Source organism: Microbacterium sp. nov. GSS16 (assembly GCF_028198145.1).
Classification (GTDB): Bacteria; Actinomycetota; Actinomycetes; order Actinomycetales; family Microbacteriaceae; genus Microbacterium.
Window position 1 is genome coordinate 706,203 of the sequence record NZ_CP116338.1, and the last position, 14,580, is coordinate 720,782.

Annotated in this window: 15 protein-coding genes; 7 read left to right on the forward strand and 8 right to left on the reverse strand. The window is 69.2% G+C overall.

Annotation, left to right across the window (positions count from 1 at the left end; translation table 11 throughout):
• Window positions 1-47: 47 nt before the first annotated feature.
• Together PGB26_RS03230 and PGB26_RS03235 are read right to left on the reverse strand one after the other, a co-directional pair.
• A complete protein-coding gene (locus PGB26_RS03230; protein ID WP_271638854.1) occupies window positions 48-1,019 on the reverse strand; it encodes a LysR family transcriptional regulator in 972 nt (323 codons plus the stop codon).
• A 42-nt stretch (window positions 1,020-1,061) separates the two neighbouring features.
• Window positions 1,062-2,438, reverse strand: a complete 1,377-nt coding sequence (locus PGB26_RS03235) for an aldehyde dehydrogenase family protein (protein ID WP_271638855.1) — start codon at window positions 2,436-2,438, stop codon at window positions 1,062-1,064.
• A gap of 107 nt (window positions 2,439-2,545) precedes the next feature.
• On the opposite strand from PGB26_RS03235, the gene PGB26_RS03240 reads away from it, so the two are divergent.
• Window positions 2,546-3,556: an ornithine cyclodeaminase family protein gene (locus PGB26_RS03240; protein ID WP_218161800.1), complete on the forward strand. Its 1,011-nt coding sequence runs from the start codon at window positions 2,546-2,548 to the stop codon at window positions 3,554-3,556.
• A gap of 8 nt (window positions 3,557-3,564) precedes the next feature.
• Window positions 3,565-4,584 carry a dihydrodipicolinate synthase family protein gene (locus tag PGB26_RS03245; RefSeq protein ID WP_071642154.1) on the forward strand — a complete coding sequence of 340 codons (1,020 nt, stop codon included), beginning with the start codon at window positions 3,565-3,567 and terminating at the stop codon, window positions 4,582-4,584.
• An 86-nt stretch (window positions 4,585-4,670) separates the two neighbouring features.
• Here PGB26_RS03245 and PGB26_RS03250 read toward each other — a convergent pair whose 3' ends face one another.
• Together PGB26_RS03250 and PGB26_RS03255 are read right to left on the reverse strand one after the other, a co-directional pair.
• Window positions 4,671-5,072, reverse strand: coding sequence for a PaaI family thioesterase (locus PGB26_RS03250; RefSeq protein ID WP_071642156.1), 402 nt, complete (start codon window positions 5,070-5,072; stop codon window positions 4,671-4,673).
• Window positions 5,072-6,292, reverse strand: coding sequence for an acetyl-CoA C-acyltransferase (locus PGB26_RS03255; RefSeq protein ID WP_271638856.1), 1,221 nt, complete (start codon window positions 6,290-6,292; stop codon window positions 5,072-5,074). Before PGB26_RS03255 ends, PGB26_RS03250 begins: the two co-directional genes overlap by 1 nt.
• A gap of 56 nt (window positions 6,293-6,348) precedes the next feature.
• Here PGB26_RS03255 and PGB26_RS03260 point away from each other — a divergent pair, with 56 nt between their 5' ends.
• From PGB26_RS03260 to PGB26_RS03275, 4 genes are read left to right on the forward strand one after another with little or no spacing between them, the layout of a single operon-like run.
• Window positions 6,349-6,537: a hypothetical protein gene (locus PGB26_RS03260; RefSeq protein ID WP_271638857.1), complete on the forward strand. Its 189-nt coding sequence runs from the start codon at window positions 6,349-6,351 to the stop codon at window positions 6,535-6,537.
• 50 nt (window positions 6,538-6,587) lie between these two features.
• Window positions 6,588-7,625 carry a hypothetical protein gene (locus tag PGB26_RS03265; protein ID WP_271638858.1) on the forward strand — a complete coding sequence of 346 codons (1,038 nt, stop codon included), beginning with the start codon at window positions 6,588-6,590 and terminating at the stop codon, window positions 7,623-7,625.
• Window positions 7,552-8,253, forward strand: a complete 702-nt coding sequence (locus PGB26_RS03270; protein WP_271638859.1) for a hypothetical protein — start codon at window positions 7,552-7,554, stop codon at window positions 8,251-8,253. The genes PGB26_RS03265 and PGB26_RS03270 overlap by 74 nt, the downstream gene beginning before the upstream one ends.
• Window positions 8,254-8,260: 7 nt before the next feature.
• Window positions 8,261-8,596 (forward strand): DsrE family protein, encoded by a 336-nt coding sequence (locus tag PGB26_RS03275; protein WP_071640773.1) that lies wholly within the window; start codon window positions 8,261-8,263, stop codon window positions 8,594-8,596.
• A 119-nt stretch (window positions 8,597-8,715) separates the two neighbouring features.
• Here the strand turns inward: PGB26_RS03275 and PGB26_RS03280 are convergent, their stop codons facing one another.
• The 4 genes from PGB26_RS03280 to PGB26_RS03295 are packed head-to-tail and all read right to left on the reverse strand — an operon-like array spanning window position 8,716 to window position 13,455.
• Window positions 8,716-9,636 carry a carbohydrate kinase family protein gene (locus tag PGB26_RS03280; protein ID WP_071640855.1) on the reverse strand — a complete coding sequence of 307 codons (921 nt, stop codon included), beginning with the start codon at window positions 9,634-9,636 and terminating at the stop codon, window positions 8,716-8,718.
• Entirely contained in the window at window positions 9,633-10,664 is a 1,032-nt protein-coding gene (locus PGB26_RS03285; protein WP_256220995.1) for an NAD(P)-dependent alcohol dehydrogenase, read from the reverse strand. The genes PGB26_RS03280 and PGB26_RS03285 overlap by 4 nt, the downstream gene beginning before the upstream one ends.
• Window positions 10,664-12,094 (reverse strand): sulfatase family protein, encoded by a 1,431-nt coding sequence (locus PGB26_RS03290; RefSeq protein WP_271638862.1) that lies wholly within the window; start codon window positions 12,092-12,094, stop codon window positions 10,664-10,666. The genes PGB26_RS03285 and PGB26_RS03290 overlap by 1 nt, the downstream gene beginning before the upstream one ends.
• The gene (locus PGB26_RS03295) at window positions 12,091-13,455 is read right to left on the reverse strand and encodes an MFS transporter (RefSeq protein ID WP_271638863.1); all 1,365 of its coding nucleotides are present in this window, start codon (window positions 13,453-13,455) and stop codon (window positions 12,091-12,093) included. Before PGB26_RS03295 ends, PGB26_RS03290 begins: the two co-directional genes overlap by 4 nt.
• A gap of 156 nt (window positions 13,456-13,611) precedes the next feature.
• Here PGB26_RS03295 and PGB26_RS03300 point away from each other — a divergent pair, with 156 nt between their 5' ends.
• Complete coding sequence (locus PGB26_RS03300; RefSeq protein ID WP_271638864.1) at window positions 13,612-14,565, forward strand: sugar-binding transcriptional regulator; 954 nt, start codon at window positions 13,612-13,614, stop codon at window positions 14,563-14,565.
• Window positions 14,566-14,580 lie beyond the last annotated feature (15 nt).

Below are 14,580 nucleotides of genomic sequence, written 5' to 3' on the forward strand. Positions count from 1 at the left end.
TCGTGTACAAGACGTTGCGTATCGAAACGGGCTGATGCAGCACCGCGTCAAGATCGATCCTGCCCGCGCTCCGCTATCCGGGGAAGGCGGACTCCGATATCCCCACCATCCGGATTCCGGATGACCGCGTCGCGGACTCGACGCATCACATCACGCAACCAGAGGTGCTCGGCATCGTGCTCACGGTCGTGATGCCACCAGAACGCATCACGCACCGGGTCGAGATCGAGCGGCGGGATGACCACGCGCAGTCGGGGGTACATGCGAGCCGCCATCCGCGCGAACGGCTCAGGCACGATCCCGACACGGTCCGTGCCGAGAATCAGCGATGGCACGACGAAGAAGTGCGGCGTGGCCGCGACGACCGCCGGGTCGATCCCTCGAAAGCGCAGCTGCTGCCTTGCCGGACTCATCCCCTCTCTGGCGGGAAGCGTCTGCACCCACGGACGGGTGAGCAGCTCGTCGCTTGTCGGATGCTCAGAGACCCCGGCGCCGGCGTCGACGAGGCACGCCCACTGCTCGGGCGCGAAGTCGATGTGCGGCTGCTCCGTCACATACCCGTGCGGCAGGATCGCCCCGTCGATCGTGCGCAGCGTGTCAGGCATGCCGTCGACCAGTCGCCCGTCCGCCGCAGGCAGCTCGATCCTCACGTTCGGCGCCTCGCGCTCGAGGATGCGCGACAGCTCAGGGGCGATCCGTGCCGCCATGTAATCCACGGCCGCGATGGAGAACGTTCGGGTGCTCGTCGTCGGATCGAAGCGGGACTGCAGCCGGAACAGATTCTCCGTCTCGGCCAGCACTTGCGGCAGCGCCGCAAGCAGCCGCTCGCCGAGCGGCGTCAGCACGTGACTGTTGCCCTGCCTCAGCAGAAGTTCGTCCTCATAGTGCGCCCGCAGCCGCGACAGGGCCGTCGACATCGCCGGCTGCGACATGTGCATCCGCTCGGCGGCACGCGTGACGGCGCGCTCTTCGAGCAGCGCACGCAGTGGTCGAAGCAGGTTGTAGTCGATCGCCATCATGAGCCCTTCGCCCGAGTCCGACCGCTGTCGGCCGGACGGCGACTACGCCTTCCAGACCGTCTTCAGATTACAGAACTCGCGCTGCCCGACCGCCGCGAGTTCGCGGCCGAACCCCGATCGCTTGATACCGCCGAACGGGAGCTCCTGATACGAGACGGTCATGCCGTTCACGAAGACGGCGCCGGCGTCGAGGCCGGCGATGAAATACCGCTCTTCGTCGGGGTCGTTCGTCCAGACCGCACTGGAGAGCCCGAAGGTCGTCTGATTCGCGATGCGCAGCGCATCGGCCGCGTCGCGGGCGCGATAGAGCGAGGCGACCGGCCCGAAAGCCTCTTCTTGCACGAGCCGCGCGTCATCGGGCAGGTCGGCGATCACGGTCGGCGCGTAGAACCATCCGGGCAGATCGGGCACGGTGCCCCCGGTGAGGATCGTGGCGCCCGCGGCACGAGCATCCTCGACGAGTTCGAGCAGCTCCTGACGCCCCGACTCCGTCGCCAGCGGGCCGACCTGGGTCTCGGGCAGCAGCGGATCGCCGACCGCGAGCGCTGCCATCTGCGCCGCGAACTCCGCAGCGAACTCGTCGTAGACGGCGTCATGCACGATGAACCGCTTGCCTGCGATGCAGGACTGCCCGTTGTTGTTGATCCGCGCGCGCACCGCCGTCGCCGCGGCAGCCTTCACATCGGCCGACGGCAGCACGATGAACGGATCGGATCCTCCGAGCTCGAGTACGGCCTTCTTCACATGATCGGCGGCGATCTGAGCGACCGACCGCCCTGCCGGCTCCGACCCGGTGAGCGTCACGGCCTTGACCCGATCGTCGGCGATCACACCGGCAACGTCGCCTCCGCCGATCAGCAGCGTGCGGAACGACCCCTTCGGGAATCCGGCACGCTCGAAGAGCGTGTCGAGGAAGAGCGCGGCCTGCGGAACGTTCGATGCGTGCTTGAGCAGCCCGGCGTTGCCCGCCATGAGCGCCGGGGCCGCGAAGCGGATGACCTGCCACAGCGGGTAGTTCCACGGCATCACAGCGAGAACCACACCCAGTGGCTCGTAGCGCGTCCAGGCCTGCGACGCGCCGACCGTCGACGGATCCTCGAGAGGGGCATCCGCCAGGAACTCCTCGGAGTGCGAAGCGTAGTAGCGCATCGCCTTGGCGGACTTCTCGACCTCGGCGACCGACTGGGCGATCGGCTTGCCCATCTCCACCGTGATCAGCTCGCCGAGGCCGAGGGCCTGATCGTCGAGGATCTCTGCCGCGGCCAGCATCCACTCCGCGCGCTGGGCGAAGGCCGTCGCGCGGAGGGCGAGCGCGGCGGCATCGGCCTCAGCGATTCGCGACTCGACCTCGGCCGCAGAATGCGACTCGATGATCATCTCTGTCTTGCCGGTGGTCGGGTTCACTGTGGCGACGGGCATGACCGCTCTCTTCCTCAAGGTGGCTCTTGCAGGAGTATATCCGAAACAGATACGGTACGTATCGTGTACCACGTTGACCCGCGCCAGATGACCCGAAGGAGCCGCTCGTGAGCACCGATTCCACCCCCGGGAAGCTGCCGCTCTTCCTCACCGACGCCGACGTGGAGGCCCTCGCCGATCTGCCCTCGGCGATCGATGCGATCCGTGCCGCCTATTCGGCACCCGTCGACGATGCGCGCAATCCCGGTCGGATCTTCGCCGACAGCGGCCGTGAGTGGATGCGCGTCATGCCGTCCGTGCCGGCGAGCGGGAGACTCTTCGGCGCGAAGTCGATCAACGGCTCCTTCGCCGACGGGCTGCGCGTCAGCTACCTCATCTCGCTGTTCGACCGCGACACCGCCGACCTCGTCGCCCTGGTCGACGGCAACCGGGTGACCGGACTGAGAACCGCCGCGACGACCGCGGTGGGCGCGGCGGCGCTCGTACCGGATCGGCCGCTCACCGTCGGCGTCATCGGATCGGGCTTCGAGGCGCAGTCGCACACTGCCGCCCTGGCGCTGGTGGCGCGGTTCGCGAGCGTGCGCGTTTTCAGCCCCACCCGCGCGAACCGTGAGGCTTTCGCCGAGCGATTCTCGGCGGAGCTCGGCGTACCGGTGACTGCGGTGGATTCCGCCGAACAGGCCGCCCGCGATGCTGATCTCGTGCTCTGCGCAGCGCGATCCCGGGATGAATCGCCGACCGTTCAGGCCGACTGGATCGGGCCGAATACCACCGTCATCTCGATCGGATCGACCACACCGGCGCAGCGCGAGCTGCCGGCCGACCTCATCGCACGCGCGACGCTCGTCGTCGCCGACGGTGTTGACGAGGTCGTGCACGGCAGCGGTGACATGCGCGCCGCTGCCGCCGCGGGGATCGACGTCGAATCGATCACGGCATCCCTCAACGATGTCCTGCGCGGCGATCGCGAGGTCGACGTCGAGCGCGGCATCCGCATCTACAAATCGACGGGCTCCGGCCTGCAGGACGTCGTCGTCGCCGAGACGCTCGTCGATCTCGCACGGGAACGCGGGGTCGGCACGGAACTGCCCGTCGGAATCGTCACCACACGGAAATGAGGAGCAGCATGGTCGACTACACGAAGGACCAGGCCCGCGCCTGGGCGCGACAGAACTGGAAGGGCGCCATCGCGGTGACGATGCCGTCATACAGCGCCGATTTCTCGAGGATCAACGAGAACGCGATCAGGCACGACATCCTGAAGCTGAAGGAGCTCGGGTTCGCCGGAACCCTGCTCGTCACCGAACTGGCGATCACCCCGGAGGAGAACGCTCGAGTCACCGCCGTCGCGCGCGAAGCCGCGGGCCCCGACTTCCAGCTCTTCTTCCACGCCGCCTTCAACACCCTCGAAGAGAACATCACCGCGCTCAAGCTCGCCGAGAAGGAGGGGGTCGACAGCGTTCTGATCTCGTACCCGACGGCCTTCTGGGCGACCTCGCACCAGGAGGTCTACGACTACACCAAGGCTCTGGCCGACTCGACCGATCTCGCCGCCATGCTCTTCGGACTTCCCGCCTGGGGCTTCGAACGGATCGATCCGGCGGGCATGCCGGTGCCGTTCGTGCGCCACGTGCTCGACACGATCCCGAACATCGTCGCCATCAAGGCGGAGCAGGGCTACCCCACCATCGGCGGCATCATGGAGATGCAGCACCACTTCGCCGACGAGGTCGTGATCTCGTGCCCGATCGAGAGTGAGACCATCCCGCTGATGTCGGTGATCGACTTCCAGTTCTCGGGCACGTCGAACACGAACTGGATGAGCGACTACTTCCCGAAGGCGTTCGGGCTGGCGCAGCAGGGCCAGTGGGAGGAGGCCATGAAACTCTGGTGGCAGGTCGCCCCCGCCCGCGCCGCGAACACGGCGATCCTCACCGGCTCGGCAGTCGGCACGACGGTGATCAATCGCACCGGCTGGAAGTACCAGGAATGGCTCGCGGGATTCAACGGCGGCGCCCTTCGCGCTCCCGCCCCGCGCATCCCCGACCGCCTGATGAAGCAGGCTCGCGCCGCTCTCGAGGCATCCGGGCTGCCGGTCACCGACCTTCCCGACAGCGAATTCGTGAAGGGCCGCACCCGGGCCTGACTCGTCTCGCAGCCAGAGGCGCCGAGCCGCATCGCGGATCGGCGCCTCTGGCGTATCTGCGGTCGGATTCCTCGGCGTCCCGGCGCTCAGGCGCGCCGGGTGGCTCGGGCCATGCCTCGGTAGGTGGCGACGGCCTCGCCGTCAGCCCGCACCGTCACGTCGACGACGGCGCGACGGGCATCCGCCCACGACGTCACGGCGCTCGCCTCGAGCCGCTGTCCGAGCCTGCTCGGCGCGAGGTAGTGGATCTGCGCGTCGCCGGTGGCGGCGTGCGGGATGAGGGTGTTCGCAGCCATCGCGAATGCCTGGTCGGCCACCGCGAACACGATCGCACCGTGCGTCACCTCGTTGGCGTTGACGTGCCCGGAGTCGACGATCAGTGAGACCGTCGCGCGTCCCTCGGTGGCCTCGTCGATGGCGAACCCGAACCACCGCCAGGACGGCTCGTTCTCGAGCACACCGACGATGAAGGGATCGACGACGCCCATCAGCCGAGCCTCTCGACGACGAGCGCCATGCCCTGGCCGCCGCCGACGCACAGCGTCGCGAGACCCAGGCGCCCGTCCCGCTCCTCGAGGTCGCGCACGAGCGTCCCCGCGAGGCGCACCCCGGTGGCGCCGAAGGGATGCCCGACGGCGATCGCACCGCCGTTCACGTTCACCCGCTCCTCATCGAGCCCGAGTCGGTGGACCGTGGGCACGACCTGCGCCGCGAACGCCTCGTTCAACTCGACGAGGTCGATATCGGCCACCGTGAGACCCAGCCGGTGAAGGAGCTTCGTCGTCGCCTCTACCGGTCCGAGCCCCATGATCTCGGGGGAGAGCGCGCTGGCCGTCGCGCCGAGGATCCGTGCACGTGGAGTGAGCCCGAGCTCGCGTGCGCGCTCGGCGCTCATCACGACGGCCGCCGATGCCCCATCGTTCAGCGGGCTGGCATTGCCGGCTGTGACGGTGCCGCCCTCGCGGAACGCAGGCGTGAGCCCGGCCAGCCCCTCGGCCGTGGTGCCGGGTCTCGGCGCCTCGTCGTCGGTGACGATCACGCCGTCGGCTCGCGTGTGGGGTGTGATCTCACCCTCGAACCAGCCGCGGGCGGCGGCAGCGGCGGTCCGCTGCTGCGAGCGCAGCGCCCAGGCGTCCTGATGCTCACGTGTCGTGCCGGTGAGCTTCGCGACGAATTCCGCCGTGGCGCCCATCGGGATGTAGACGTCGGGCTCCTCGCCGGCCAGGCGCGGATCGGTCCACCCCTCCCCGCTGGCGAAGACGCGTCCGGACCGCGCCGAGGCCGCAGCCGCGCTCGGATGCACGTGAGTGGAGATGGGTGGCGTGCTCGACGTGGACTCCATGCCGGCCACGAGGAACGCATCGCCGTCGCCGGAGCGGATGGCGCGGGATGCTGCGGCGAGGGCCTGCAGCGATGACGCGCAGAAGCGGTTGATCGTGGCGCCGGGCAGGCCGTCGTACCCGGCATACACCGCGACGCGGCGCGCGACATTGTCTCCCTGCGCACCCTCGGGCACGGCGGTGCCGAGGTAGAAGTCGTCGAGAGTGTTCGGATCGATCTGCGGCACATCAGCCAGCGCTGCGCGCACGGCGGTCAGCGCGAGGTCCTCCGGTCGCTCGTCGACCAGAGCGCCTTTCCGCGCACGGCCGAAAGGCGTACGGCGGTAGGAAACGAGGACGGCGTCTCGGGCGTTGATCTGCGATGTCATGGCGGCCTCTCTGACGTTAACTGATACGAATCGTACCGTTTTGTTAGACGATCCGCATGCGCACCCTCGGCGACGACATCACCACCGCCGCCATCAATCTGCACAGCGGTCCGCGCACCCTCGACGCACTGCACCTCGCCACAGCGCTGCGCCTCGGCACCGCGATCAGCGGCATCCTCACCTACGACGACGAACTCGCCGCCGCCTCCGTGGCCCGTGGTCTCGCGGTGGTCGCGCCAGGGTGACCCCGGCACGCCCCCACGGCATCGTCAGACCGCCGCATAGACTCCCGCACATGAACGCCGACGTCTCGACTCCGACGCAGGCCGAGGCGCTTGCGGCCCGCATCCTGACGCCCCGCGAGCATCCGCTGCTGCTCGTCTCGAGCACGACCGATGGCGAGTTCCTGTTCGACATCGACGCATTGCGCGATGAGCTCGACGGTATCGCCGAGGTCGTCACGATCGAGACCGGACCCGCTACCAAGCACCTCGAACTGCTGCTGCCGCCGAAGGCGCAGGTGTTCAACGGCGCGGCCCGCTCGTACCCGGTCGACTTCCACGCCGACCCCGACTGGCACCGCTCGCACCTGCGGTTTCCGAACCACGCCGACACCGGCGATCTCGTCGACGACGCGATGGCGCAGACCGGCCGGCGCACCGTGCAGTCGGCACCGGCGCCCCGCATCCGTCGCGCCGCCGGCATCGTTCAGGGCTTCTTCGCCCACGACACCTGCGCGATGGTGCGCCTTGACGACGGCACGGTCGTCACCGCCACCTCCGCACTGCTGCCGCCGGACATCCCGCTGGCGGCGGCGCTCATCCCCGGCGAGCGGGTGAGCGGCATCCTCGAGGGGCGCGAACTGCAGCCCGAGCCCCTCGACGCCGACCTCGCCGCGTTCGTCGACGGCGCGCACACGCTCGCCCTGGTCGTGAAGGTCACCGACCTGCGCGCGACCGTGCAACTGCATCCGCGAGTCTCGGTGATCCTTCGCCGCCGCGACGTCGATCTCGCCGAGGGCCCGGTCAGCGACGTGCTGCAGGTCGGCGACATGATCCGCGTGCGGGTGCATCGCGCCCCCGGTCACGAGGTCGCGCTCAGTCTCGCGGATGCCGACCCGTCGGCCCCTCGTGCCCTCGCTCGCGCTCGTCGCGGGCGGCGCACCTTGGCTCGGCGAGGGACGGCCGACCGAGCCGAAGCACGAGAAGACACCGACGGACGCCGCCGAGCAGCCGGCCGCACCCGCAGCATCCACCCCCGTGCCGACCGGAGACCTCGCCACCCGCGCCGATGTCTCCGCGCTCGCGCACGAGGTCGCCGCGCTGCGCGGTGACCTGCTCGCCGTCACGAACCTGGTCGGCCGCGGCGGCGCGACAGCATCCGACGGCGCCGAGCTGAAGCGCCTGCGCGCCGAGAACGAGCAGCTGCGCGCCAAGCTCGCCGACGAGCGCGCCGAGCGCGCGAAGGTCGAGGCGAGCCTGTCGGAGGCCTCGCACGATCGCCGCGAGGCGGGTCGCGCCCTGCGAGATGCCCGTCGCGCCGCGGAGCGCGCGCACGTCGACCCCACGGCCGACGGCATCCGCTTCGAGATCGAACGCACTTGGGGCAACCGCACGGCCCCCGGCGAGCGCGCCCGCTGGCCGCTGCGGGAATTCACGTTCGGCGCGGCGTTCATCGACTCGCTCGCCGCGCTCGACGAGAACCAGCTGAGCAAGGCCGTGCGCGCCTGCGTCGACGCCGTCACCGGGCGCGACCGCGAGATCCCCGCACGCGAGCTGCACCGGCTGCGCACCGGCGAGGGTGGCGATGACTCGTACGTCGTGCGCGCCGACGGCTCGAAGTGCTGGCGCTCGTCGATCGAGCAGAACACCCCCGGCGCCCGCCGACTGCACTACTGGGAGCTGCCCGGCGGAGTGATCGAGCTCAGCCGCGTCGTGCACCACGACGACACGAAACCATGAGGAGCCCATGACCGATCCGCACACCGTGCTGCTGCACGTCTCCAGCCGACCCGAAGACGTCGCCCGCTCGATCGGCACCGCGCGCACGCTGCACCGGAGCCGTCCCGATCACCGAATCCGCATCATCGTGAACGGTCCGGCCATCACAGGGGTGACCGCGGATGCCACGCCACTCGACCTCTCGCACCTGCCCGCGACCGCGGTGATCGAGGCGTGCGAGGTGGGCATGCGGGCCCACGACATCGTCGCAGAGCAGCTGCAGCCGGGCGTCACCACGGTTGCGTCGGCCGTGGTCGCGCTGGTCGACGCGCAGTTCGCCGGCGCCGCCTGCGTGCGGATCTGAGCTCAGCCGCGTCGAGCACCACGACGGCAATGACGCCCCCCTGCCTCAACCGGGCTACCTGCTGACCACCGGTCGCCGCATTCGACGATCACCGGTCAAGGTCGACCAGCGGGCGTTCGTCAGCCGTCGGCGAGCTCTCTCCGGGTAGGCGGGTTCGCGCCCACCCGCGTGCAGGTGATGGCCGCAGCTCGGGCGGCGAAGCCGAGGAGCGCGCTCACCTGGTCGGCGGTCAGCTCGGCAGGCAACCGCTCCCCCAGCATCCCGCACGAGTCGCACCACGCGAGCATCGCGGACATGAAGGAGTCGCCGGCACCCACCGTATCGATCACGCTCACGCTCGGCGCCTGCAGGGCGACTTTCACGCCCCTGGCGTACCCGATCGGTCCGCGCCCGCCGCGCGTCACGACGACCAGCCGCGCTCCGGCAGACATCCAGCGCGCCGCCACGGCATCGGCATCCCACCCGGGGTATAGCCACGCGATGTCCTCGTCGCTCGCCTTCACCAGATCGGATGCCGCGACGAACGCCTCGACCCGCGCGCGGCTCTGCTCGTGCGGGATCCCGATGTCGGGGCGGCAGTTCGGATCGAAGCTGACCGTGCCCGACCCGCGCACGGTCTCGGCGGCCGCGAGTACGCCCGCCCATTCCTCATCGCTCGCCGCGGTGAGCGACCCGACATGCAGGTGCGCGAGGTCGTGCTCCGCCAGCGCGGCGACGGGCGCACTCACCCGGTTCGGCACCCGGAAGACGTACTCCGCGCTGCCATCGGGAGCCAAGGTGGCGATCGCATGGTTGCTTCGACCCTCAAGGTTCCCCCGGTTGATCAGCGTCACGCCCTCGCGCTCGATATGCGAGCGCAGGAGAGCGCCGTACTCGTCGTCGCCGACCGCCGTCACGAGGATCGCATCGAGCCCGAGGCGCGCGGCCCCGATCGCGACGTTCATCGGCGAACCGCCCGGTCGCGCGGTGCGCGCGCCCGATGGTTCGACGATCACGTCGACGAGCGATTCGCCGATCACGCCGAGGCGGCCGGCGGTCACCGCCACGGCTCGACGACGGCCTTCAACGCACCGGGCAGACGACCGGCCATCAGCGCGTCCTGCACCTCGTCCAGACCGAATCGGTGCGTCACGAGCACGTCGAGATCCACGCGCCCGCTGGCGACCAGGTCGATCGCGGTCGGCCAGGTGTTCGCATAGCGGAACACGCCGGTGAGCCAGAGCTCGCGATTCTGCAGCAGGTTGACGGGCAGCATCAGATCGTCCGCCCCCAGCCCGACGAGCACGACGCGACCACCGGGCTTCACCGCGGGGATGCCCGCGCGGATGGCCGGCTCGGCACCGGACGCGTCGATGAACGCGTCGAAGTGCGCCTCCGCCGGCCGCGCGCTCGCGTGCTGCACTCTCGTGGCGCCATGCGCGAGGGCGAAGGCCAGGCGCTCCTCCGAGACGTCGCTCATGACGATCTCGGTGGCGCCGAAGGCCCGCGCGACCTGAGCGGTGATGACGCCGATCGGGCCCGCCCCGGCGATGATCACCCGCGAACCGGCCGTGACCCCCGCCTTGCGGCAGGCCCACACGCCCACCGAGAGCGGCTCCATGAGGGCCGCCGCGTCGTCGGACACCGATTCGGGCACGGGGTGCGCGAAGTCGGCCTGGATCGTCACGTACTCGCTGAACGCGCCGTCCACCGGCGGCGTCGCGAAGAACCGCATCTCGGGGCACAGGTTGTATGCGCCGCTCTTGCACTGCTCGCACCGCCGGCAGGGGCGCTGCGGCTCGATCGACACGCGGGATCCGATGCGGGCGGCATCCACTTCTCCGCCGACGGCGACGATCACGCCGGAGGCTTCGTGGCCGAGCACCAGCGGCTGATCGACGACGAACGGGCCGATCCGACCGTGGGTGAAGTAGTGCGTGTCAGAACCGCACACCCCGACGGATGCCACACGCACGAGCACCTCGTCGGCGGCCGGCGCCGGAACCGCGCGTTCGCTCAGCCTGAGCGAATCCTGCGCCAGCAGCTCTGAGGTGCGCATCCGCTCGGGGATCACGTCTCGCGCGTCCATCAGCGCACGTCCTTCGACCAGGTGGCGGTGTGCATCGAGCTCTCCGCCCGCCAGCGCGCGATCGCCTTCTCGAGGCGTGCGCGGGTGGCCGCATGAGCAGGGTCGGCCCACAGGCTGACCTCCTCGCGCGGGTCATCCTGCAGGTCGAAGAGCTGACCCTCGTCGTGATCGACGAATTCGACGAGCTTGTACCGGGCGTCGCGCACCATCGTCATCAGCGCGGTCTCGGTGAGGATGAAGTCGCGTGCGTGCTCGCTGAACACGTACTCGCGCCCCTCCCACGGCTCGCCCTTCAGGGCGGGCACGAGCGAGTCGGCCTCCATCCACACCGGCGGCGTGACGCCGGCGAGTTCGAGGATCGTGGGCGCGAAGTCCATCAGCGAGATGAGACCCTCGTGCACCTGGCCGGCGCGGATGTAGGGCGGGCCCCAGATGATGCCCGGCACGTGCACCGAGCCCTCGTACATGTTCCACTTCTGCGAGTGGCCGTGGTCTCCGAGCGCGTCGCCGTGGTCGGAGGTGAACACGATGACGGTGTTGTCGAGCACGCCGCGCTCGTCGAGGGCGGTGATCAGATCGCCGATCTTCTCGTCGATCATCGCCACGTTGGCGAAGTAGTGCCGCCGCTGACGCTGCAGCTGCTCGAGAGTGGGATTCTCGAGCATGACGATCGCGTCGTGATCATTGGCCTGGTGGTGCTTGCGCAGCTCTTTGAGGGGGAAGGGCTGGCTGTCGAGGTCTTCCTGCGAGCGCGGCACATCGGGCATGTCCTTGTCGCGGAACGGATCGAGGTGCCGCGGGGTCGGGTCGTAGGGCGGGTGCGGCCCGGGGAACCCGATCTGCAGGAAGAACGGCTCGTCGTGGTTCGGGTAGGTGCGCAGCCAGTGCTCGGCCAGCCCGCCGACGAAGTTGTCGGCGTGCATGTCTTCGGGCAGCTCCCACTCGAACGCGCCGAGGCGCTCGGCGTAGTCCGGCAAGTCGCGGTAGGTGACGCGGCTCGGCTTCTGCAGCCCGCGGATCCAGAACGCCTTGTCCCAGTTGTCGAGGAAGTAGGGCAGGTTCGGGTGCGCCCTGTCCTTGTTCTCGATGACGTGACGCTCTTTGAAGCCGACCGGCGCCTCATAGGGATAGGTGTGCATCTTGCCGATGCTCGTGGTGCGGTAGCCGGCCTCGGCGAGCAGCTCGACCCAGGAGTGCTTCCACGGGTCGTCGTTTCGGAGCACGCCCGAGCTGTGCGGGTACAGGCCGGTGAAGAGGCTGGCACGGCTCGGCGCGCACGAGGGGCTTGCCACGTACGTGTTCGTGAACGCGGCGCCCTCGGTGACGAGGCGGTCGAGGTGCGGGGTGACGGCGTGATCGTGGCCGAGGGCCGCGATCGAGTCGAACCGCTGCTGATCGGTCATGATCAGCACGATGTTGGGACGGGTCATGCGTTCTCCTCCAGAGCGGATGCCGTCTCGGGCGCGCTCGTGGCACGCCGGCGACCGGCATCCTTCAGATCGATCCGGCTGGTCTCACCGGCCAGCACGACGCACACCACGCTGACGACGCACATGACCACGAGGTAGATCACGGCCGGCCAGTAGGTGCCGAACGCCAGGCTGAGAGCCAGGGCGATCGCCGGGGTGGGAGCGCCGCCGAGCAGTGCGGAGCCCTGGTAGACGACGCCCAGGCCCGTGTAGCGCATGCGGGTGCCGAATAGCTCGGCGAAGAAGGCGCCCTGGATGGCGAACATGCTGCCGGTGCCGATGGCGTGCAGAAGGATGATCATCAGCCAGGTGAGCACGACGTTGTCGATCTGCAGCACCGGGAAGTAGAACAGCCCGCCGATACCGCAGATGATGATGCCGGCGATGTAGACGGGGCGGCGGCCGATGCGGTCGGACAGTGCGCCGATGAACGGCAGGATGCACATCTGCACGGCGGCCGAGATGATGAAGCCGGTCAGCATGTGGCTGCTGTCGAGGCCCATGTAGTTCGTGGCGTACGAGATCGCGAAGACGTTGATGATGTTGTACGTGACGGCGTCGGTCATGCGCGCGCCGATGCCGATGAGAAGGCCACGCCAGTTCTCGCGGATGAGCGCGAAGAACGGGATCTTGCGGGTCGCTTCGGAGTCGTCGGTGAACGACTTCGTCTCGGGCAGGTGACGGCGGATGTAGAAGGCGAACAGGGTCAGCACGCCCGACAGCAGGAACGGGATGCGCCATCCCCAGTCGAAGAGCGCCTCGGTGGGCAGCAGCTGAACGAGGCTGAACACGCCGGTCGACACCAGCAGACCGGCCGGGGTGCCCATCTGGTGGAAGCTGCCCATCAGTCCGCGCTTGCCGATGGGCGCGTTCTCGAGGGCGGCGAGCGATCCGCCACCGAACTCACCGCCGATGCCGACGCCCTGCACCAGCCGCAGGAAGATGAGCAGGATGGCGGCCGTGATGCCGATCTGCTCGGCGCTCGGGATCAGGCCGATGCCGAACGTGCCGATGCCGATGAGCAGCACTGTCAGCAGCAGCATCGGCTTGCGGCCGATCTTGTCGCCGAAGTGACCGAACAGGATCGCGCCGATGGGACGGGTGAGGAACCCGACGGCGAAAGCCGCGAACGACTGGATGAGACCGAGCTCGGGAGAGGTCTCGGGGAAGAAGACGGCAGGGAAGATCAGGGCGGATGCCGTGCCGTAGAGATAGAAGTCGTACCACTCGATGAAGGCGCCGGCGAAGGCGGCGGTGGTGGCGCGACGAGCGGTCTTACCCTCAGCCCGAGCGGCGACTGTGCCACGGGTGGGTGCGGTCATGGGTTCCTCCAGGGGTTCTCACTTTTGAGCGTACCTGTGCTCACGGATGAGCGTTTGCGTGGTCAGCGTAGGAGCATCCCGCACACTTTTCAATTCTGAGCGGTAGTATTGCGCTCATATGAGCGGCTCGGGCTTCGCCGGGCGGATGGGGGCATCGTGACATCGCAGGCGAACATGCCGGAGTTCGACGACGAGCTGATGTTGCGCGTGGCGCGTGCGTACTATCTCGATGACCACTCCAAGGTGCAGATCGCAGCGGAAACCGGACTGTCTCGCTGGCAGGTGGCACGACTGATCACCTCGGCGCGCTCCCGCGGATTCGTTCGGATCGAGGTGGGCGATCCCAGCGAGGAGAACGAAGAGCTGGGGCGCCGACTGGCGGCCCGTCTGCGCCTGAAGTCCGCGACGGTGATCTCTCGCAGCGACGACTCGACGCACGCGCCGACGATCGACGGGATCGGGCGCGCGCTGGCCTCGCTGCTGTCGGATGAGATCCACGCCGGGCAGACCATCGGCCTCACCTGGAGTCGCGCGATCGAGGCGATGACCCACCACCTCGCCCGCCTCGCGCCCTGCGACGTGGTGCAGCTCGCGGGCGCCCTCACGATGCCGGGCGATCGCCTCGGCTCTGTGGAGGTGATCCGCCAAGTCGCGCGCATCGCCGAGGGCACCGCGCACCCCATGTACGCGCCGCTGTTCGTCGGCGATCTCGACGCCGCGGCTGCTCTGCGCCTGCAGCCCGAGATCGCGGACTGCCTGGCTCGGGTCTCGAACCTCGACGTCGCCGTGCTCTCCATCGGCACCTGGGAGGAGACCGGGTCGGCTCTGTATCCGATCGTCCCGCAGGAGATGGCGGAGGCCGCGCGGCGGGCGGGCGCCGTGGGCGAGGTGTCCGGACGCCTGTTCGACGCCGACGGCCGGCCGGTGAGCCACGACATCGACGACCGGGTCATCGGCGCCACTATCGACTCGCTGCGCGACGTGCCGCACATCATCGCCACTTCGTACGGGGGCCACCGGGCCGAGGCGACGATCGCGGCCGCCAGGTCCGGGCTGATCGATGTGCTCGTCGCCGACGAGCTGCTAGCCCGCGCGATCCTCGCTCCCTGACATCCCTCGACCGGC